General features: G+C 40.6%; 17 protein-coding genes. 10 read left to right on the plus strand and 7 right to left on the minus strand.

Features of this window, described 5'->3' with window-relative positions:
* Nucleotides 1-161: 161 nt before the first annotated feature.
* The gene (locus tag SLH46_RS14525) at nt 162-1,706 is read right to left on the minus strand and encodes an SLC13 family permease (RefSeq protein ID WP_320281931.1); all 1,545 of its coding nucleotides are present in this window, start codon (nt 1,704-1,706) and stop codon (nt 162-164) included.
* Between the two features lie 132 nt (nt 1,707-1,838).
* Between SLH46_RS14525 and SLH46_RS14530 the strand changes: the two genes are divergently transcribed.
* Complete coding sequence (locus SLH46_RS14530; protein ID WP_320281932.1) at nt 1,839-2,189, plus strand: thermonuclease family protein; 351 nt, start codon at nt 1,839-1,841, stop codon at nt 2,187-2,189.
* 76 nt (nt 2,190-2,265) lie between these two features.
* Here SLH46_RS14530 and SLH46_RS14535 read toward each other — a convergent pair whose 3' ends face one another.
* Nucleotides 2,266-3,204: a PorP/SprF family type IX secretion system membrane protein gene (locus SLH46_RS14535; protein ID WP_320281933.1), complete on the minus strand. Its 939-nt coding sequence runs from the start codon at nt 3,202-3,204 to the stop codon at nt 2,266-2,268.
* Between the two features lie 22 nt (nt 3,205-3,226).
* Nucleotides 3,227-8,749: a gliding motility-associated C-terminal domain-containing protein gene (locus SLH46_RS14540; protein ID WP_320281934.1), complete on the minus strand. Its 5,523-nt coding sequence runs from the start codon at nt 8,747-8,749 to the stop codon at nt 3,227-3,229.
* A gap of 490 nt (nt 8,750-9,239) precedes the next feature.
* On the opposite strand from SLH46_RS14540, the gene SLH46_RS14545 reads away from it, so the two are divergent.
* From SLH46_RS14545 to SLH46_RS14585, 9 genes are all read left to right on the plus strand, one after another.
* Nucleotides 9,240-11,459 carry an amino acid permease gene (locus SLH46_RS14545; RefSeq protein WP_320281935.1) on the plus strand — a complete coding sequence of 740 codons (2,220 nt, stop codon included), beginning with the start codon at nt 9,240-9,242 and terminating at the stop codon, nt 11,457-11,459.
* 75 nt (nt 11,460-11,534) lie between these two features.
* The gene (locus SLH46_RS14550; protein WP_320281936.1) at nt 11,535-12,431 is read left to right on the plus strand and encodes a mechanosensitive ion channel family protein; all 897 of its coding nucleotides are present in this window, start codon (nt 11,535-11,537) and stop codon (nt 12,429-12,431) included.
* A gap of 237 nt (nt 12,432-12,668) precedes the next feature.
* Nucleotides 12,669-13,094, plus strand: coding sequence for a thioredoxin family protein (locus SLH46_RS14555; protein WP_320281937.1), 426 nt, complete (start codon nt 12,669-12,671; stop codon nt 13,092-13,094).
* On the plus strand, nt 13,094-14,080 hold the full coding sequence (locus SLH46_RS14560) for an FAD:protein FMN transferase (protein ID WP_320281938.1): 987 nt from the start codon (nt 13,094-13,096) through the stop codon (nt 14,078-14,080). Before SLH46_RS14555 ends, SLH46_RS14560 begins: the two co-directional genes overlap by 1 nt.
* 2 nt (nt 14,081-14,082) lie before the next feature.
* Entirely contained in the window at nt 14,083-14,298 is a 216-nt protein-coding gene (locus SLH46_RS14565; RefSeq protein WP_320281939.1) for a DUF4266 domain-containing protein, read from the plus strand.
* A gap of 14 nt (nt 14,299-14,312) precedes the next feature.
* Nucleotides 14,313-15,590 (plus strand): DUF3570 domain-containing protein, encoded by a 1,278-nt coding sequence (locus SLH46_RS14570; RefSeq protein ID WP_320281940.1) that lies wholly within the window; start codon nt 14,313-14,315, stop codon nt 15,588-15,590.
* 292 nt (nt 15,591-15,882) lie between these two features.
* Nucleotides 15,883-18,033 carry an ATP-binding protein gene (locus tag SLH46_RS14575; protein WP_320281941.1) on the plus strand — a complete coding sequence of 717 codons (2,151 nt, stop codon included), beginning with the start codon at nt 15,883-15,885 and terminating at the stop codon, nt 18,031-18,033.
* A 348-nt stretch (nt 18,034-18,381) separates the two neighbouring features.
* A complete protein-coding gene (locus SLH46_RS14580) occupies nt 18,382-18,810 on the plus strand; it encodes a bacteriohemerythrin (RefSeq protein WP_320281942.1) in 429 nt (142 codons plus the stop codon).
* Nucleotides 18,807-19,898, plus strand: a complete 1,092-nt coding sequence (locus SLH46_RS14585; RefSeq protein ID WP_320281943.1) for a hybrid sensor histidine kinase/response regulator — start codon at nt 18,807-18,809, stop codon at nt 19,896-19,898. Before SLH46_RS14580 ends, SLH46_RS14585 begins: the two co-directional genes overlap by 4 nt.
* A gap of 74 nt (nt 19,899-19,972) precedes the next feature.
* On the opposite strand, the gene SLH46_RS14590 is transcribed toward SLH46_RS14585, so the two are convergent.
* From SLH46_RS14590 to SLH46_RS14605, 4 genes are read right to left on the minus strand one after another with little or no spacing between them, the layout of a single operon-like run.
* Nucleotides 19,973-20,881: a hypothetical protein gene (locus SLH46_RS14590; RefSeq protein ID WP_320281944.1), complete on the minus strand. Its 909-nt coding sequence runs from the start codon at nt 20,879-20,881 to the stop codon at nt 19,973-19,975.
* A gap of 17 nt (nt 20,882-20,898) precedes the next feature.
* Nucleotides 20,899-21,339, minus strand: a complete 441-nt coding sequence (locus SLH46_RS14595) for a hypothetical protein (protein ID WP_320281945.1) — start codon at nt 21,337-21,339, stop codon at nt 20,899-20,901.
* Between the two features lie 2 nt (nt 21,340-21,341).
* A complete protein-coding gene (locus tag SLH46_RS14600; protein ID WP_320281946.1) occupies nt 21,342-21,797 on the minus strand; it encodes a hypothetical protein in 456 nt (151 codons plus the stop codon).
* 11 nt (nt 21,798-21,808) lie between these two features.
* The gene (locus SLH46_RS14605) at nt 21,809-22,075 is read right to left on the minus strand and encodes a hypothetical protein (protein ID WP_320281947.1); all 267 of its coding nucleotides are present in this window, start codon (nt 22,073-22,075) and stop codon (nt 21,809-21,811) included.
* Between the last annotated feature and the right edge of the window lie 109 nt (nt 22,076-22,184).

Here is a 22,184-nt window from a genome sequence, read left to right on the forward strand (position 1 = left end):
ACAATAAGTTATTCTATGTTTAACTAAATATTAGGAACAATAACTTTTATAAATTGAAAACAGAATAATTCCATAAAAGAAATGATAGTTGGATTATACGTTCTTGAAAACGAAATCTGAGAATGGAAAGCCGAATCAGAAAATACAGCTAAGTCAACGAACTAACTTGTGGCTGCCGCGACAGCTGCCCAATCAGGAAAAACAGTAACATCAATATTAAACACCAAAACGCCCCAGAAATACATTACCAGCGTTGCAACAATAATCCCGGCAAGGTTGAGCAGAATGCCGGTTTTAACCATATCTTTTACCTTGATGCGGTTGGTGCCAAAAATGATGGCATTGGGAGGCGTGGCCACCGGCAACATAAATGCCAATGAAGCCGCCAAAGTTGCCGGTATCATTAACAACAAGGGATTAACTTCGATGGTAGTTGAAAGCCCTGAAAGAATAGGCAGAATCATTTCGGTGGTGGCAGTGTTTGATGTTAGTTCAGTTAAAAACGACATCATGGTAACGTTGGCAAAAGTTAGCACAATTGGTTTCACATTGGCAAGACCGGCCATTTGTTCGCCAAACCAAACCGAAAGTCCGGACTCTACAAATCCCTGGGCCAGTGCAAAACCACCGCCAAAAAGCAAAACAATGTTCCATGGAATTTTTCGGGCGGTTTCCCAATTCATTATCCGCTCCCCTTTTTCCGATTTCGACGGCAGGATAAAAAGCAGCACCGCAATAAATATGGCCACTGTACCATCGTTTATGTACGATGGATTTTTAAACAATTTCGACCAGCCCGGTATCTCAAACGTCTGAATGGTAAATCCGGAACGGAATATCCATAGAAATGCCAGGATAACAAACATAATCAGTACAATCTTCTCCTCGGGTTTTGCTTTTCCCAATGCATTATATTCTTCACGAAACTGGTTGATGTGAATCTTTTTCCAGCTTTTTTTGGGTTTGTACATCATAAAAAGTAGCAGCCATGCCATTACAAATAACAGCACAGTTACCGGCAGCGCAAAAATAAACCAGTCGGCAAATGAGATTTCTGTCATCTCCGGAAAAATAATGCTTACAATCCGCGCAAAGGATAAATTAGGCGGTGTTCCGACTAGCGTGGCTACACCGCCTATCGATGCTGAATATGCGATTCCCAAAAGTAAACCGATCGCGTACTTTCCCATTTTCTTTTCGCCCAGACTTTCTTCCAGTTTTATAATTATCGAAAGGGCGATTGGAACCATCATCATAGCTGTTGCGGTGTTCGACATCCACATCGAAAGGAAAGATGTTGCCAGCATAAATCCCAGTAAAATCCGCCCGGGACTTATCCCCACAACCAGCAAAATCCGCAATGCAATTCTTCGGTGCAAATTCCACCGTTCCATGGCAAAAGCCATTAAAAATCCACCAATAAAAAGGAAAATGAGGTGGTTAAAATACATGGCTGAAATGGTTTTACCATCAACAACACCAAACAAAGGGAAAAGTGCCACCGGCAACAATGCCGTAACTGCCAGCGGAATGGCTTCGGTTATCCACCAGATCGCCATTAACAAAGCAATGGCAAAACAATAAGTTACATTTCGGTTTTGCGGATCGAGGTCGGTGAAAAGAATTACAAACAAACTGATAAGCGGCGCCAGGATTAACGCCCACTGCCGGACTCCCGACGGTTTCGTGATAATTAATTTAGGCATTTTAGTTTAATTCGTTTTCCGAATTTAGTACAACACAACGACTTATACAAAAGCACGAATCCAAATTACTCACGTATAAACTACTTTATTAGGCTTCAAATCCGTAACTTGAATGGAACAAAACTCAAAAACATGTATACCTATAAAGCAAAAGTTGATCGCGTTGTAGATGGCGACACCATCGACCTGGTTATCGATCTTGGATTTAAAATCACCACGTTTCAGCGCATCCGTCTTCGTGGCATTAACACCCCTGAAACGTACAACGTAAAAAAAGATTCGGAAGAGTACAAAAAAGGCATGGAAGCCAAAACATTTGTTATGGAGCGGATTTCGGCTAACAACAACGAAGTGATTGTTGAAACCAGCAAAGAAGTGGGTAAATTTGGCCGCTACATTGGTGTTATTCGGCTTGCCGACAACGAGCAAACGCTAAACGACGAACTGGTGGAAAAAGGTTTTGCAGTGTATGCCGAATACTAAACCGGTGCTTCTAAAAAACAAAAAAGAGCACCCGGAAATCCGAAATGCCCTTTTTAACACAACATCAAATTAGCTTTTAGAAATATCTTGGTGAAATCACTTCTTCTTTCTTAAATTTCAATTCGTATGATATCATTACTTCGTGGGTACCGTGGCTGTAATTTTTCAGGTTAGTTGTTGAAAAATCAATGGCATAACCCACTCTCAGTTTTTCAGCAAACATAAATTGAGTGATAAATCCAAACGAATCGCCGGAACGCCACATTCCGCCCAGCCAAAGCTTTTCTTTGATCAGGAAATTACCGGTTAAGTCAAACTGTAATGGCGCACCTGTTTCGCCTGTAAACGATGCTTTGGTTAAAGCTGTTGGTTTAAATTTTACGTTTTCACCCAGGTCGAAAACAGCTCCTGCAATCAGGAAATAATGGCGCATCTGCCCGCTTATCGAAAAATTCTCATAATCGTTTTCAAAAGTACTGTTTACCACTCTCGGAATGGAGAATCCAACATAAGCTTTTTGGCTGTACAGAAAAGCTCCTACCCCAAAGTTTGGTTTTAATTTCGAATTGATCTCGCCAACAAACGACGGATCTCCCGGATCGAGAATATTATGCGCTGCCAGGTTGTGACTATAACTGGTAAAACCACCTTTTAATCCCAAGCGAAGTTTTAAGGTCTCGCTTAACGGAACCAGGTACGAATAATCGCCATACACATAAAAACGTTTTACATAGCCCACTTTATCGTTAATAACATTAAATCCTAACGCTACTTTTTCGTTTTTTAGTGGCGCCTGAAACGAAAAGGAATAAGTCTCCGGGGCACCTTCGAATCCGGCCCACTGCTGGCGACCAAGTACCAGAAATCCAACCGACTCCCATGTTCCGGCATAAGCAGGGTTAATGGTCTGCGTATTAAACATGTACTGTGTGTACATCGGATCTTGCTGAGCTTTCGATACAACACTCAACAAAATCAACAGTGCGCTAAATCCTATTTGTATTCTTGTTTTCATCTTGTGTTTCTTTTGTTAATCATTAATTATTCAGGAAAATTGAACCGGCAACCGGAGTAGAACCATCTCCCAGGTTCAGCACATAGAAATAAGTTCCTGTTGGTGACATATCGCCGCCAATTCGCATCTTGCTGGTACATTTTCCATCCCACCATGCATCTGTTGATCCCCAACGATCCTCATTTCCGTAATCTTCTTTTTCGTAAACCAAATTTCCCCAGCGGTTGAAAATCTCGATGCTGGCGTTTGGATATTTTTCGAAACATTCCATTTTAAAGTAGTCGTTGTATCCATCCTGATTTGGTGAAAATCCGTCAGGAATAAAGAGGGTACATTCATCTTCAGTCTGAATGTACATATCCTGTGCGTCAGCTGTTTCAGGAGTATCTCTCCAATCTCTGATTCCATTGTTTTCTTCATCCTGAAGTGGTGCATTACTTCCGATTGGATTTGTAGTTTGCGATCTTCCCGAAACAATATCGTAAACTTCATCCAATCCGTCGGCATCCATATCTTCTCCAAGCGGAGTAGCATCTGCTTCTTTGTTAAAGTTTAAATCATTTCCTTCAATCACATCATCAATTCCGTCGTTATCAGAGTCAAGATCCAAATAATCAGGAGTTCCATCTCCGTCGGTATCCCAGGCTTCGTAATAAACTCCACCAAACTCTGCGTCGTAAACATCGTCCCAGCCGTCGTTATTGCTGTCAACTCCCGATGGAGCAACATAATCGTAGTAACCGCCTTCACTAATTGTCGATTGCCATTCAATGTTATCAACAATACCGTCGCCATCCGAATCAATATCCAAACGGTCTACAATTCCGTCGTTATCCGAATCGATATCAAACTCGTTATCATCCATTTCGTGAATATCCAGGATTCCGTCGTTGTCATCGTCAATGTCATCAACATCGGCTATGTTATCACAGTCAGTATCCACCAAAATGGTGATCAGAATTTCTGCCTCCGAACAAGCTTCCGGATTAACCGACGAGCAAACGCGGTACGACATAGAGTAAATACTTTTTGTCAGATTTTCAGCTGAGTAGAATAAGATACCGTTCTCGAAAATAAATCCGTCAGGCAGATTTTCAATCGACACCATTACGTCTCCGTCAATTCCAAGGTCGTTGCTAAGAATATTGATTTCGCCTTGAATTTTACTATCCGAACAGGCCACCAAAACCAGGTTATCGCTAACTGCTTCGATAGCAGCCTTGTTACAATCGTTGGTTACTGTCAGATTTAAAATAGCTATTGAATCACATCCATTTACGGTTTCGAAAGTTGCTGTATAAACACCACTTTCGGTGTAGGTTGTTTCATTCCAGGTGAAAGAATCACAAGCTGAAATAATTTCTTCAATCTCAATTGAATTGTTTATTGTAAGGTATAAAGTCGCTGTTGAGTCGCATCCGTTTACGGTTTCGAAAGTTGTTGTGTAAACGCCACTTTCGGTGTAAGTTGTTCCGTTCCATTCGTAAAACTCACAAGCTGAAACAGTCTCTTCTGTTTCTAGTGAGTTATTGATTGTCAGGTATAAAGTGGCAATTGAATCACAACCATTTACTGTTTCAAAGTTTGCAGTGTAAACTCCGCTTTCAGTGTAAGTTGTTCCGTTCCAGTCGTAAGACTCGCAAGCTGAAATTGTTTCTTCAGTTTCTACTGAATTGTTGATTACTAAATCCAACGTTACAATAGAATCGCAGCCGCTTACAGTTTCGAAAGTTGTTGTATAAACACCACTTTCGGTGTAAGTTGTTCCGTTCCATTCGTAAGAACCACAAGCGGCAACTGTCAATTCAATTTCTATTGAATTATTAATTGTAAGATTTAAAATTGAGGTAGCAGTGCAACCGCTATTGGTTTGTGTTGTAACGTAATAAATTCCGCTTTTGGTGTAAACTTTTCCGTTCCATTTGTACGAATCACAAGCAACAACTGTTTTCTCGGTAACAGAAGAATTGCTGATTGTTAGCTTCAATGTAGCGATTGAATCACAGCCATTTTCGGTTTCAAAGTTAGCGGTATAAACGCCACTTTCAGTGTAAGTTGTTCCATTCCATTCGTAAGACTCACAAGCTGAAACTGTTTCTGCAGTTTCTACTGAGTTGTTTATTGTAAGATTTAAAGTCGCTGTTGAGTCACATCCGTTTACAGTTTCGAAAGTTGCTGTGTAAACGCCGCTTTCAGTGTAAGCTGTTCCGTTCCAGACGTAAGACTCACAAGCTGAAACTATTTCTTCTGTTTCTACTGAGTTATTGATTGTCAGGTCCAGTGTTACAATCGAGTCACAGCCAGTTACAGTTTCGAAGTTTGTGGTATAAACACCACTTTCGGCGTAAGTTGTTCCGTTCCATTCGTAAGAACCACAAGCGGCAACTGTCAGTTGTATTTCTATTGCATTATTAATTGTCAGATTCAAAGTAGCAGTTGAGTCGCATCCGTTTAATGTTTCGAAAAACGCTGTGTAAACGCCACTTTCAGTATAAGTTGTTCCGTTCCAGTCGTAAGACTGACAAGCTGAAACTGTTTCTGAAGTTTCTACTGAGTTGTTGATTGTCAGGTTTAAAGTGGCGACTGAATCACATCCGTTAACAGTTTCGAAAGTTGCTGTGTAAACGCCACTTTCAGTGTAAGTTGTTTCGTTCCAGTTGTAAGAATCACAAGCTGCAACTGTTTCTGAAGTTTCTACTGAGTTGTTAATTGTCAAATTCAAAATCGCAACTGAATCGCATCCGTTTACTGTTTTGAAGTTTGCTGTGTAAACGCCGCTTTCGGTATAAGTTGTTCCGTTCCAGCTATAAGAATCACAAGCTGAAACAATTTCTGAAGTTTCTACTGAGTTGTTAATTGTAAGCTTCAAAGTGGCGATTGAATCACAGCCGTTAACGGTTTCGAAAGTTGCCGAGTAAACTCCGCTTTCAGTGTAAGTAGTTCCGTTCCAATCGTAAGACTCGCAAGCTGAAACTATTTCTTCTGTTTCTACTGAGTTATTGATTGTCAGGTCCAGTGTTACAATCGAGTCACAGCCAGTTACAGTTTCGAAGTTTGTGGTATAAACACCACTTTCGGCGTAAGTTGTTCCGTTCCATTCGTAAGAACCACAAGCGGCAACTGTCAGTTGTATTTCTATTGCATTATTAATTGTCAGATTCAAAGTAGCAGTTGAGTCGCATCCGTTTACTGTTTCGAAAGTTGCTGTGTAAACGCCACTTGCAGTGTAAGTTGTTCCGTTCCATTCGTAAGCATCACAAGCTGCAACAGTCTCTGCAGTTTCTACTGAGTTATTGATTGTCAGGTTCAAAGTAGCAACTGAATCGCATCCGTTTACTGTTTCAAAGTTTGCTGTGTAAACTCCGCTTTCGGTGTAAGTTGTTCCATTCCAATCGTAAGCGTCACAAGCTGAAACTGTTTCTTCTGTTTCTACTGAGCTATTAATTGTCAGGTTCAAAGTGGCAACTGAATCGCATCCGTTTACTGTTTCGAAAGATGCTGTGTAAACTCCGCTTTCGGTATAAGTTGTTCCGTTCCAGTCGTAAGCGTCACAAGTTGAAACTGTTTCTGAAGTTTCTACTGAGTTATTGATTGTCAGGTTTAAAGTCGCTGTTGAGTCACAACCGTTAACAGTTTCAAAGTTTGCAGTGAAAACGCCACTTTCGGTATAAGTTGTTCCATTCCATTCGTAAGCGTCACAAGCTGAAACTGTTTCTGAAGTTTCTACTGAGTTATTGATTGTCAGATTTAAAGTCGCTGTTGAATCACAACCGTTAACAGTTTCAAAGTTTGCAGTGAAAACGCCACTTTCGGTATAAGTTGTTCCGTTCCATTCGTAAGCGTCACAAGCTGAAACTGTTTCTGAAGTTTCTACTGAGTTGTTTATTGTAAGATTTAAAGTCGCTGTTGAGTCACATCCGTTAACTGTTTCAAAGTTTGCAGTGTAAACTCCACTTTCAGTGTATGTTGTTCCGTTCCAGTCGTAAGAATCACAAGCTGAAATTGTTTCTGAAGTTTCTACTGAGTTATTGATTGTCAGATTTAAAGTGGCAACTGAATCGCAACCGTTTACTGTCTCAAAGTTTTCGGTGTAAACTCCACTTTCAGTGTATGTTGTTCCGTTCCAGTCGTAAGAATCACAAGCTGAAATTGTTTCTGAAGTTTCTACTGAGTTGTTTATTGTAAGATTTAAAGTCGCAGTTGAATCGCATCCGTCTACTGTTTCGAAGTTTGCTGTATAAATTCCGCTTTCGGTGTAAGTTGTTCCATTCCATTCGTAAACGTCACAAGCTGAAACTGTTTCTTCAGTTTCTACTGAGTTGTTAATTGTCAAATTCAAAGTGGCTACTGAATCACATCCGTTTACTGTTTCAATGTTTGCAGTGTAAACGCCACTTTCAGTGTAAGCTGTTCCGTTCCACTCGTAAACGTCACAAGCTGAAACTGTTTCTTCTGTTTCAACTGAGCTGTTAATTGTTAGATTTATAGTTACTGTTGAGTCGCATCCGTTTACTGTTTCGAAGTTTGCTGTGTAAACTCCGCTTTCGGTATAAGTATTTCCGTTCCAGCTGTATGAATCACAAGCCTGAACATCAACGGTTGCTGAAACATTCGGATTAACTGTTATTACAGCATTAGCCGACTGCAGTATCACCTTCTCGCCTACCGGACACAGAAAATTTTCATCTTCAACTAAAACTCTGAAAATGGTAGTTTCAGTCAGGTCCTCTACAAGATAAGTTTCTTCCGTATTGGTTATATCAGTCCAGGTTTCTCTGTTATCTGTACTTGACTGCCATCCAATAATTTTTCCTTCGTAATCATTCAGTGTTAGCAGTGTACTATTATTTCCCTCGCAAACACTTACTGCTTCGGGTGTTAAATTTCCACCAAGTCCGATTCCAAAACCAACATTTGTCTGGTAACATACCGAAGAATGTGTATCACCTCCTGCAAATGCAATATATCGTACCAGGTTAACAACATTATATGCTCCTGAAGAACAGATATTATCGAAAACCGACAATGGCATCAAAACCTCGAAGAATTTACCATCCTTACCTGTATAATTTCCAATTGCTGATTGAACAAGACCGGAATTGTCGATTTCAAGTTCTACACCATTCCAGCGATACAAATCAATTTTTGCGTTTTTTACATTTACTTCCAGTACCAGGTCGGCTCCTCCAACATAATATTCCTCACCGTATGTATCGTATTGCAAACCTGTTGTGGCATCATTATCGCTGTCCATGTACATTCTGAAAATTGCACTTCCGTTATTTCCGTTTAAAAAACCAAGAAGCAATTCCGAGTTAGCTGTTGTAGTTGCCCATATCTGTTCAACCTCGCATGTGGACGATGCTTCCGGATCAACAAGAATCGTTTGAGCCGATGCAAAATCTGCGTCGCTATAATTTCCATCAAAAACCTGTGCATAGCTATTTTCTATCCCGGGAAGTAAAATCAGCAAAGCAATAAACAGTACTGCTAAACCTGATAAAGGGGATGAAATTTTAATTTTACTTGCTACTGAAGTTTTCATATCATTTTTCTTTTTCAAGAAACGATACAAATCGAAAAGAAATCTAAGTAAATACGCCTGTTGTGTTACGAATGACTTGGTTTGTATGTGAATTCATTCGCTGGTTTTACGGCGATTTAATACAGTTTATTTTACTACCTGATTAAATGTTTTGTTAGATTTTCTTTTTTCATTTTTTGCGTCCTTGTTGTTGTGTTTAAATTCTGTAAAAGCGTACTTCATTCTAACCAACTCACATGCCAAAACATATAAATGCTTATTCTTCAACCCTTTAGGGCATTTAACAAAACATTTCATCGATCTCATTATGGGACACATTGTTTCATTTGATCCATATTGAATCCTTTTCCCGAATTAAATCCACAAGGAATATTGTATTATTATTAGAACAAATTGAGTATAAAATGCATTTATTTAAAAATGGGAAAACATATGACGGCTAACTTTCTTATTTTTATATAGCGGATACAATCACGATAACAGACTATACATGACAGCTCAAAGCAATAAATTTGGAACAGCACCAGTATTTCTTACGGCCATATCTACGATATTAGGAGCCATTTTATTCCTGCGTTTTGGTTATGCAGTGGGTACCCTCGGATTTTGGGGAGTTATCCTTATTATCTTTTTGGGCCACCTGGTTACCATTCCAACAGCACTTGCCATTTCTGAAATTGCAACCAATAAACGTGTTGAAGGAGGTGGCGAGTATTTTATCATTTCGCGCTCGTTTGGACTGAACATTGGCGCAACCATTGGTGTAGCCCTGTTCTTTTCGCAAGCCATCAGTGTGGCATTTTATGTAATTGCATTTACCGAAGCATTTGAATTCTTTTTTAACCTGCTGGCCGATAAATACGATTTTCTTTTGCCACGGCAGGTAATCAGCTTACCGGTTATGGCCGGTCTGGCGTTGCTGATCATTAAAAAAGGTGCCAATTTGGGCGTTAAAGCACTTTATTTTGTAGTGGGGATTTTGTTTATATCAATTATTCTGTTCTTTCTCGGATCAACAGAATTTTCGCAAACTGCAAGTCTGCCTTTTTCAGGTGATCAGTTCCGTAACTTCGACAATTTTTTTGTTGTATTTGCGATTATTTTCCCGGCTTTTACTGGAATGACGGCCGGAGTTGGTTTATCGGGCGATTTAAAAAACCCTTCGAAATCCATTCCACTCGGGACGGTGCTGGCAACAGTTTCGGGCATGATACTGTACGTTTTTATCGTATACAAACTCACTATTTCAGCATCCACTGAGGATCTGTTGGAACACCAGTTGATTATGGGTAAAGTTGCTATTGCCGGTTCGGTAATTGTACCGCTCGGACTGGCTGCATCAACACTTTCTTCGGCTTTGGGATCGGTAATGGTAGCACCACGTACTTTACAGGCTTTAGCGCTCGATCGTGCTTTCCCTTCGAAACGAATTAACCGCTGGATATCGAAAGTAAATCCGGCCGATAACGAGCCACAAAATGCATCGATAGTAACTGTGGCGATCGCCTTTGTTTTTGTGGCACTTGGCGATGTAAATGCCGTTGCATCCGTCATCTCCATGTTTTTTATGGTGACCTATGGTTCCTTGTGCCTCATCTCATTTTTGAATCATTTTGGAGCCTCACCGTCGTATCGCCCCACTTTCCGCTCACGCTGGTACCTGTCGCTGATCGGTTTCCTTGTCTCAATTTGGGTTATGTTTAAAATCAGTACTCCTTATGCGCTAATGGCAGGTGGAGCAATGACCTTGATTTACCTATACATTAACCACTATCACAAACACCGAAAAGACTTTGCATCGTTGTTTGCCAACTCCCTTTTTCAGTTAAACCGCAAATTGCAGGTACATCTGCAGAAGCGCAAAAAAATGGTACAACAGAATGAATGGCGCCCCAGTGCCATTTGTATTTCCGATAATACAACCCATAATAATCGGGCTTTTCAACTGTTAAACTGGATTTCGTACAAATATGGTTTTGGCACTTTCCTCTACCTCATCGAAGGTTATTATTCTTCCAAAACCGTTGAAAAGGCCGACCAGGTTCTCAACCAAATGATTGAGGAAGCCGATGACGAAGAAAACTACGTATACATCGACACCATTATTTCGCCATCGTACACTTCGGCAATTGCGCAGGCCATACAAATACCTGGTGTCGCCGGGATGGAAAACAATATGGTGATTTTTGAATACAACAAAGAAAAACCCGATAACCTGGGGAGAATTATCGAGAACTTCTCGCTGGTAAACAGTGGCGACTTCGATATTTGCGTTTTGGCATCGTCGCCTAAAAAGATGAAAATTCAGAATGGCATCCACATCTGGATCAATTCGTTCGACACCGAAAATGCCAACCTGATGATCCTGCTTAGTTTTATTATTCTGGGACACCCCGAATTGAAAAAAACGAGCATCGAGATTTTTGTGGTTTGCCACGAAGACGAAGTGCAGCAATCAAAAGAAGAAATGAAAAAGCTGGTACTGTCGGGACGAATGCCGATTACCGAAAAAAATATTAAGATTATTCAGCGTACTGACGAGATTTCTACCAAAACTATTATCTCGCAAAAATCGAAAGATGCCGGTTTAATTTTGGTCGGGCTGCGCGAGGAAATGATAAAACACGAAAAAGAAAACACTTTTGCGGGATACGATGATCTGGGTACGATTTTGTTTGTGCATTCAAAAGAGCAAAAGGCAATTGAGTAACACATTTTCTTACGCTTGCTGAACAAAACAAAATATTTCGTATCTTCCTAAACGAGCAATTTCGTTTTACTACCTATGAATATTAGCGAATTTATTACTGAGCATACCGGATTGTCAGTACAAACACAATCGGAGATTCTGTTTTCGTTAATTGTAATTATCCTGCTTTCGGTTATCCGGTTTGCCATATTAAGAGTTGTGTGGCGACAGACGGAAAATGTTAAAACCCGCTATCAATGGAAACGCACACTTTCATTTGTCATTCCAATTGTTACGATCGTTTTGGTTGGAGCCATCTGGCTGCCGGCATTCGAACAGTTTGGGGCCTTTTTAGGTCTGTTCTCCGCAGGTTTGGCCATTGCTCTAAAAGATCCTTTAACCAATCTTGCAGGGTGGTTTTTTATTGTCACACGCAAACCATTCGTTGTGGGCGACCGTATTCAGGTTGGTGAAAACACCGGCGATATTATCGACATCCGTCTGTTTCAATTTACAATGCTCGAAATCGGCAACTGGGTAGATGCCGACCAAAGTACCGGCCGAATTATCCACCTTCCTAATGGAAAAGTTTTTATGGAACCACAGGCTAATTTCAGCTCCGGTTTTGAGTACATCTGGAACGAAGTAAAAGTAAATATCACCTTCGAGAGCAATTGGGAAAAGGCTAAAAGTCTGCTTGAAACAATTAGTCAGGACTATTCAAAGGATATTCATATAAAAGCTCACAAGGAAATTCAGGAAGCCAGCAAAAATTATATGATCTATTACAAACATCTCACTCCAATTATTTACACTAAAGTTATGGAGTTTGGTGTGCGTCTTACTATTCGCTACCTCTGTAATCCGCGGCAACGACGAGGATCGGAGAATATAATCTGGCAAGATATTCTTACTGCTTTTAATAAAGAAAACGATATTCATTTCGCTTATCCTACCACGCGGTTTTACAAAGCCGGCGAAGCATCAGAGTAGCTAAAAACGATGTACACAAAGCCGAGCAACTGGGTTTTCATCATGTAATAAATGGCCAAAACAATATCCCTGTGGAGGACTAATTCCCTGATCCTCTATATTTAAATTCTGTTAAATTTCGATTGTTGCAAAACAATTTGAACACTATTAAGTTATACATATCGAAAAATCTATATGATTCGATAATCTTAACAATATAGAACAGTGAGCAAAAAAACCGTTTCTAAAACTGCCTCATTGACTTTTCTACTTACCCTGATTTTTTCGGGTATCGCGTTTGGTCAAAACTGGCAAACCGATTTTCAGCAATCACTACAAACTGCTAAAGCAGAAGACAAACCCATCATCCTGGTATTTTCAGGTTCGGATTGGTGTGCGCCGTGTATGAAACTGGAGAACGAGATCTGGAGTTCAGATGTGTTTAAAAACTATTCGGCCGAGCATTTTGTGCTTTACAAAGCTGATTTCCCGCGTAAGAAAAAGAACCAGCCCGACAGCGAACAGGTGAAAGCCAACAAAGAACTGGCCGAAAAGTACAACCAAAAAGGTTTCTTTCCGCTGGTGGTAGTGTTGGACGAAACCGGCAAAGTGCTGGGAGAAACGGGCTATAAAAAACTCTCGCCCGACGAATACATCAAACATCTTGAAACTTTCGTGAACTAATGGTTCGCCAAATATCAATACTGTTGGTTTTAGTAACAATGGGGCTGCAGGTTTTTGGCCAGCAACCTTATAAACGAACGCTAAAACTTATGGGAAGCCGTTTCGACATTACTGTTGTTGCCAACAACGAGCAGGAAGCAAACGCTTATATCGACCTGGCAGTTGAAGAGATTCAGCGCATTGAAAAACTAATTTCCTCGTGGGATGCCAATTCAGAGACTTCAGCTATAAATAAAAATGCAGGAATAAACCCGGTAAAAGTATCGCCCGAACTCTTTGCATTGATCGAACGGGCCATTCAGATTTCGAAGTTAACCGACGGTGCTTTCGACATCAGTTATGCTTCGATGGACCGCATCTGGCATTTTGATGGAAGTATGACGGCCATGCCTTCGGAAGAAACCATTGCTTCCTCGGTGGCAAAAGTTGGTTATGAAAACATTGTGTTGGACAAAGCTGCTACAACTGTATTCCTGAAAAAAGAGGGAATGAAAATCGGTTTTGGAGCCATTGGAAAAGGTTATGCAGCGGATAAAGCCAAAGCATTGCTGATCGACAAAGGTGTTAGCGCGGGCATTATCAACGCATCGGGCGATATGAATACCTGGGGCAAACAACCCGACGGCTCGTACTGGAAAGTGGCCATTACCAACCCAATGAACAAAGACAAGGCTTTTGCACTTCTACCTATTAAAAACGGGGCGGTGGTAACCTCGGGCGACTACGAAAAATATGTAAAATTTAACGGCATCCGCTACGCACATATTATCGACCCACGAACCGGTTATCCGGCACACGGCATCATCAGTGCTACCGTATTTGCACCAAAGGCCGAACTGGCCGATGCCCTGGCAACATCAGTTTTTGTAATGGGAATTGAAGTGGGAATAGACCGCATTAATCAATTACCACAAATCGATTGTATTATCGTTGACGACAAAGGAAATATTCATCAATCAGAAAATATTAAAATCGAAACAGAATGAAGATGAAGAAAAAAATTGTTTTACTGGCCGGACTGGGCATTATGCTTTTCAGTTCGTGCACAGTGCTTAAGGAGTACGAAAAGGTAAATATAAACGATCCGGATATGGCGCTGGCCGACCGCAAGATCGATAAATTCCAAACTACTTTTCAATCGTACAGAGAAGCTGCTTCGGGAGCAAACGGAGGTAAAACCGGTGGCGGATGCGGCTGCAATTAATCCATTTTTCAGACATGAAGTACTTATTTAGTTTATTATTGATTGGTTCAGTACTCGCTGTTAGTGCCCAGGATGATATCACGGCGGGCGAATACAAAAAACGTGTACTGGAGCATACCGAGATAGATTTTCTGGTGAATTACTACCAGCAGGATGGAGAGAATGCCGCTGTTACCGGTGGCTACGGAACGGAGGAATTACAAGATCTTTCGCCGACAATTGTTGTGGCCGTTCCGCTGAACGACGACGATGTACTGACGATTAACGCCAATATTTCAGCTTACACTTCTGCCTCATCGAGTAACATTGATCCTTTTGATGGCAAGCAACCGGCCGATCCTTTTGTGGCCAGCAGCGGGGCATCAAAATCGGATGTATGGGCAAATGTGGTTGGAAGTTACAGCCATAGTTCCGAAGACCGGAACCTGCTGTGGAATGCAAACCTTTCGGTTTCAGCTGAATTTGATTACACCTCGTTTGGTTTTGGCGGAGGACGCACCTGGTTATTCAACGAGAAAAATACAGAATTATCGCTGAATGGTAATATATACCTCGACACCTGGAAACTTCTCTACCCTATCGAACTAAGGCCTGAAGGAGGTTCATTCCAGCAGGTAGTTCCCGGTTACGATCCGTCGTTTAACGAGCATACCAGCAAAGGACGAAACTCATACTCTGCCGGTATTGGTCTTTCGCAAATACTGTCGAGCAGAATGACGGGATATGTATCGGCTGATTTTATTTTACAGGATGGATTGCTGGCGACTCCGTTTCATCGAATTTATTTTGCCGATAAGGAAGATTACTTTTACGAGAACTTCCAACTGGCTGATGATATTGAGCAGCTGCCCGACTCACGCTTTAAAATTGCGCTGGGTGCCCGGCTCAACTATTTTGTAAACCACCGGGTAACACTGCGCACCTATTACCGCTATTACACCGACGATTGGGGAATTACCTCGCACACGGCAAGCCTTGAAATTCCGGTAAAGATTACCGATAAGTTTACGATTTACCCGTCGTACCGGTTTTACAACCAAACGGCCGCCGACTATTTTGCGCCGTACAACGAGCATTTGTCTACCGAAGAGTATTACACCTCGGATTACGACCTGTCGAAATTTTCGGCCAACAACTACGGATTTGGTGTTAGCTACACCGATGTGTTTACGAAAAGCCACATCTGGAAACTGGGCTTAAAAAGTATCGACGCCAAATTCCACAAATACGACCGCGATTCAGCGTTCTCCGCATCGATGTTCTCATTTGGGGTTAAGTTTGTGGTTGATTAAACAATGTACTACGATTCCTGATTAAAGCCCGGGGCTGTATTGATTTTACACATACAGCCCCGGGCTTTTTTTTATTTCCACTTTTCTGTTCAGTTACATCCACTCACTTCCGCAACTACCTCCTTACTGGCTTTCATAAACACCTTTAAACAACAAGGTTAACTTCATACTACTTTTTAAAATTTTGTTTAAAAAAATGGTGTTAAAAATCTTTTTTATCCGTATGTTGTTAGTCATAAAGAGAACGAGGAACATTTTAGGTGTTCTTCCCCGGTTTTAAAAACATAAATACATGACAAAATTCTTTCTCATTACTTTGTGTTATGCATTTTTCTCACTTGTTTTTGTAGCCAGAGGAGAAAACGTTGGAAAACCAAACGTTGAAAGCAATAACATCACAACAGACTCCATTCAGCAGGAAAAAATACTTCACGAATTAAACGCATCAATTCTGCTTGCAGAAGAACAGAATGATCTTGAACAAGTTGCTTCGCTCTATCACAAAAAAGGGAAATACCTTTTAGATCAGGTTCGCTATAACGAAGCACAGGAGGCTTTGCTAAAAGCTTATGCATTAATCGATAATGTAAACGATTTAAGTTCAAAATACGCCATTAACCTTCATTTAGGAATGTCGTACTCCTTTCTTGGCATGTTACCTCAGTCGTTCCCGTATTTTGATGATGCTTATGCGCTGGCCGACTCCGTGGGCGATCCGTTGTTTATTGCCCGCGCCCGACATTTTGCGGCGACAAAAGATTTGGTTAGCGGCGAATTTGTGGAGGCTGCACGAAAACTTTATAATTCGTACCAGGTATTACTGGAAAACAACGATACTACCCACCTGTTATACATATGCAACGACATTGGTGCATTCTTCTCCATTTTCGCGGAAAACGATTATGCCCTTGAATTTTTTAATTATGCATTGCATTACGATAGTCTGGTCAATACTCCGGACAGATCGTTCAGATCGCTGATTTTGGCAAATATGGGAGCTATTTATTCCGAGAATTTAAAAGATTACACCACGGCAGAAAAATATTTCAAAGAATCGCTGGCTGCTTCCAAACCTAATACAAGCTGGCTAGACCAACTTTATGCCCGGTCGTACCTGGCGGCTGCACAAATTCAGAATGAGGACTACAACACAGCTCTCAGCTTTTTTGAGAAGGCGTATAACGATGAACGGCTCGAGAGCATGTCGAGCTATTATCCTTTTGTAGTTACCCACTACGGTTTAGTGCTTTTTAAGTTGGGCGATTACGTCAAAGCAAAACGTATAAGCACCGAAGCGTACCAGCTTTCGTCGGCAATAAATAGTTGGCAGGAAACTCGGGTGAATTTAGAAACGCTTTATAAAATAGATAGTATTAATGGAAATTACCAAAGTGCATTAACGCATTACCAGGGGATGATTGAAGCGCAGCGTTCAAAGCTGGACGAAGAAGGTAAAATGGAGTATATACGCCTTGAAGTGGAGCAGGAGATTGAAAAAATGTCGGCTCAACGCGAAGAATTATTGGCGGCAAACCAGGAATATATCGGAACGATTCAAAAACTGACAAAGTTAAGCGGCCGGCAAAAACTCGTAATTCTGCTATTTGTAGTACTTGCAATAGCCCTTTTTATCGAATTACTTCGAAACAGAAAGTTGAACAAGCAATTAAAACAAAGCGAAGAGGCATTAAAAGTATTAAACCAGAGCCTGGAAAAAAAGGTAAAAGAACGAACAATCGAATTAGAAAAAGCTAACCTTGAGTTGCTTCAATTAGATGACGCAAAAACGGAATTTCTGAATATTATCAGTCACGAAATACGCACGCCTTTAAACGGAATTGTAGGTATGCTCGGCATTCTCGATGTAAGCGAATTGCCCGACAACCTGAAGGAGTTTCTGAAGATCATCCAGATATCATCCGACCGTTTGGAAAGTTTCTCGTATAAAGCCCTCGATATATCGATGCTTGCCACAAAAGCAAAAGAAGCACTTACTTTGTATAGAGGAAATTTGATAAACACCATAAAGATTTGTATCGTGGAGAAACAACCGCAACTGGCCGAAAAGCAGCTGGAGGTTTTAACCCGTTTCAATGTTAATGAAGCTGTTTTCTCCTACGATGAATCGTTACTAAAGAAAGCCATTTGTATGATTATGGATAATGCCATTAAGTTTGCGAATGAAGCAAGTCAAATCACGGTAAGATTAACGAAAATCGAAAATGCTTATGAAATTTCCATAACCGATATCGGTGAGCTTTTCCCTGAAAATAATGACGAGATTCAGATCAGACCATTTAAAACGGGATTTAAACATGTTGATATGAATCCGGGGCTTTCGCTTTATCTAAGCAAATTAATTTTAGAAGCACACGACGGCAGTGTTAGCCTAAAAAATAACGAAGATGGCGTTACTGTTCGGTTGATTATACCCAAACCATAGTAATTAAACACAAACAATCTCATCTACTTCAACCTGATCGTTTTAATGTGTATCAGCCGATAAAACGTTCGGCAACTTTATGTTCGATCTCGTATCGTAAATATGCTATTTTAACACCAAAAGTTGTTATACAACATTGAACACATGCGGCCCCCGCTCCTAAACACTAATACTCAAATAATTAGATTTATATTAATTAAGCTCCAAGGAGTAAACATGTTTTATACCATATCTCAGGTCGATAAAAACGAACAACAACTTGTCTTCAATAATTGTTAATTAGCGATAAAGAAACCTTTCTTTTACTTGCACGATTACAAACACTTAAAAAATGAGGGCTAACAACTTATGAACGACGACATTATCAAGTGGAGAGAAGAATTCAACACCGGAATTCACAGAATTGATTTAGAACACCGCATTTTTCTGGAGTTAATGAATTCTTTTAAATTTGCCTTAAATACCGAAAGACCCAAGGGAGAATTGCTCAGGATACTTACCGAAATTGAAAAATATGCAGTTTTTCATTTCATCAGTGAAGAAAACTGTATGTCGATGATTGATTATCCTGAATTGAAAGATCATCAAATCCATCATTTTGAACTTCTCGAGCAATTAAACCTGGTTAAATACGGAGAACACGAATTCTCAAAATTTTATGATTTTCTGAAAGACTGGTTTATTAATCATACCGTATCGGAGGATATGAAACTCAAAGAATTTGTGTCGGAAAATAATATTGATATTAATCGCATACGTTACAACATAAGTGTATGAACAACATCGACCTGATTAACTTATTGATTATTGATGATAAACCCGAGAATTTAAAATTAATCTCTTCGTTTTTCGAGGATGCCAACTACATTATAAAAGCTACGGTGTTGCCCGATGAAGCCATTAATTTTTGTAAAGAAATTGAGTTCGATTTAATCCTTCTCGATATTCGAATGCCAACCGATGGTTTTCAGGTTTGCGAGTCGTTAAAATCGACAATAAAAAATGCTGACACCCCGGTTATTTTTATGGCCGAGAAAACCGATTTAGAAAACATTTCAAAAGCGTTTAAATCGGGTTGCCGCGACATTATAACCAAACCTTTCCAACTCGACGAACTGATTTCGAAAATAACAACACACTCATTGTTGCATATTCAGCATCGTAAAATAAATGAGCTGATGTCGGCCAAAGACAAAATATTCTCCATTATTTGTCACGATATGAGAAGTCCGTACCATTCGCTCATCGGGTTTTCAGATTTACTTCTCGAAAACCTAAATAATACCGAAAATACCGAGGCTTACAAGTATTCGCAAATCATTAATAAACTATCAGTTAAAAACCTTGAATTATTAGACAGTCTGATTGGTTATGCGCGAAACCTTGAAAAAGCTGCTTTGGAATCGTTTGAGAAAATTAATGCCACAAGTTTAATTTCGGAAGTACTGCAAATTGTACAACCTTCGGCACTTTTAAAAGATATTAAGCTAATACAGGAAATAGGCGGAGCTGCGGAAATATATGGCAAGAAAGACCTGATTGCTACGATGATTCGTAATTTTTTAAGTAATGCAATTAAGTTCACGAATAAGGGTGGCCATGTATCCATACAAACAAAACAAGCAGGCGACTGGATTGAGATTATTATTTCGGACAATGGTATTGGTATTGAAGACAAGAGGCTAAAAACATTATTCGAATACGGCAAAACAAAATCAAGCATGGGAACTAACGGAGAAGTTGGTACCGGTTATGGTTTAATGCTATCGAAAGAAATTATTGACAAGCACAACGGAAGAATTACCGTGGATAGCCAGCCCGGAATTGGCACACAGTTTAAGATTAGTCTTCCTAAATACAAGTAAACTGATCGCCGAAAACTTCTTTCTGAACTTAACCAAAGGCGATGATAGCCAGCCTTACGTTTATCAAGAAGTCTCTAGAAATTCGTTTTTGTTCCGGAGAAAGTTGATTTCACAATACTAACACCCGATCCAACAAAACCATATGTTGTGACAACAAAGCTGACTCTTGTGAAATAACCAAATATTTCATTGGCTAACAAACCGGATAAATAAGCATCGGAGCCGGGATCGGCAACAGGAAACATGGCAAAAGAAAGAAATATATTGGTATTGGTAAAGGCGCCAATTACCAGAGCCCAACGAATATGCCAGGCAATTTTTGCCGGAGCTGCAGCTATTCCCAGTATCAGGGCAGTCCCGAGAAGAAACCCGATGTGCGTTTGCAATATGCGATGCGGATTGCCCGGTAATAGTTTTTCCACTACCGCCATGCCGTTGTATTTACCAATTAGTGTCCAGGCTAAAATTAAGGCAATGATGAGGTACAAACCGGCAGCACGCAACAGGAGTATGTCGTTGTTTTTTAAATGCTCCGTATAAAGTTTACTTTTTTCGAAAGTGGAAAGAAAAATACAAATAGCTGCTCCGCCAAATCCATAAGTCGTAATAATAAAGCTTATTCTCATCAGGAAGCTAATCATGTTATTGACCGGCAAACCCGATATGTAGGCTTCAGATCCGGGATCGGCAGAAGGAAACATCGCAAAAACGATGACCGAACTGGAGTTGGTAAAAGCACCAATTACCATACTCCAACGGATATGCCAGGACAGCCTTACCCGTGTTGCTGAGGCTCCCAATATCAAGGCACTCATCAACAGAAAATCGAGATGCCCCTGCAATATGCGATGAGGATTTCCCGGTAATATTTTTTCCACCCAGGGAAGTGCACTGTATTTGCCCACCAAACACCAGGCCAACAGTAAGCCAAAAATAATATACAGTCCCACCGCACGGAATAAGAGTTTGTCGTTGTTTTTCATCGCTTGTCAGTTTGAGGTTATTTATTACTTACAGTGTACCGGAAGAGGCTAATGCCTGCTCCACCGAATCCATAAGTTGTGATGATAAAGCTGAACCGCGACAAATAGTGTGCAATATCATTTATTTTGAGTTCCGGCATATACAAGTCGGATCGCGGGTCGGTAGCTGGAAACATAGCAGACACCAGAAAAATGCCCGAGAAGGTGAAGGCTCCAATAACCATACTCCATTTTATGTGCCAGTACAAAGGAAGCTCAGTGGCCCTCAAACCCAGTGTAAGAGCACCCATATATAGAAAATACAGGTGTGCCTGCAATATTCGCTGAGGGTCGCCCGGAAATACAGCCTTTACATAACTAACGCCGCTGTAAGAGCCAATCAGGCACCATGCCAGGAGTAATCCTATACAGACGAATAAACTACCTCCGCGTAAGAGGATTTTGTCATTGTTTTTCATGGCTATTCAGGTAAATGTTGTTTTTTATTCAGCGTCGATCGTAAGAGACTAATGCCCGCTCCACCAAATCCATAAGTGGTAATTACAAAGCTGATGCGGAACAATGCGTGTACAATATCATTCATTTTGAGTTCGGACATATACAATTCGGAGCTCGGGTCGGTAACCGGAAACATGGCAAAAACCAGGAATATGCCCGAGTTGGTGAAGGCTCCAGTTACCATACTCCATTTAATGTGCCAATAAAAAGGCACACGTGTGGCTCGCAATCCCAGAATGAGGGCACTCATCAATAAAAAATCGATGTGTGCCTGGAGGATGCGCTGTGTCTCTCCCGGAAAAATGGCCTTTACAAAACCTAAATCTGAGTAAACACCTATCAGGCTCCATGCCAGTAGTAATCCGATTATTATATACACCGCCCCTCCCCTTAATAGAATTTTATCGTTGTTTTTCATGGTTAAACTTTTTATGGGTTATTGATTTTATCGTCACCGGCAACGGAAAAATGAAACACCACGAGCTTCGCGCCCTGTGCACTGGCTTCGGCAATCGCATTGCAGGCTTTTTCCAGGGTCTTCTCCCTATTCATAAAAACGGGAGCTAATCGCGCTGCGGCAACTTTAAACCTGGTTGGGAATTCGGCTTTATTACTCTGAGCAAAAACCGGCAGCAAAAACAACTGAAGTACGATGCTAAATAATAAAGTGCTTAAAAAGGGAAAATGAATTTTCATTGCAACAGATTTTAGAGGTGAAATTTTGCTTTAATCAAAGTTGAAAAAAACACCTTTATGTCGCCTATCTGTCATGTTGCAAATGCTATCAACTTTTTTTTACAAGCTA

This window comes from Draconibacterium sp. IB214405 (genome assembly GCF_033963885.1).
Lineage (GTDB): Bacteria > Bacteroidota > Bacteroidia > Bacteroidales > Prolixibacteraceae > Draconibacterium.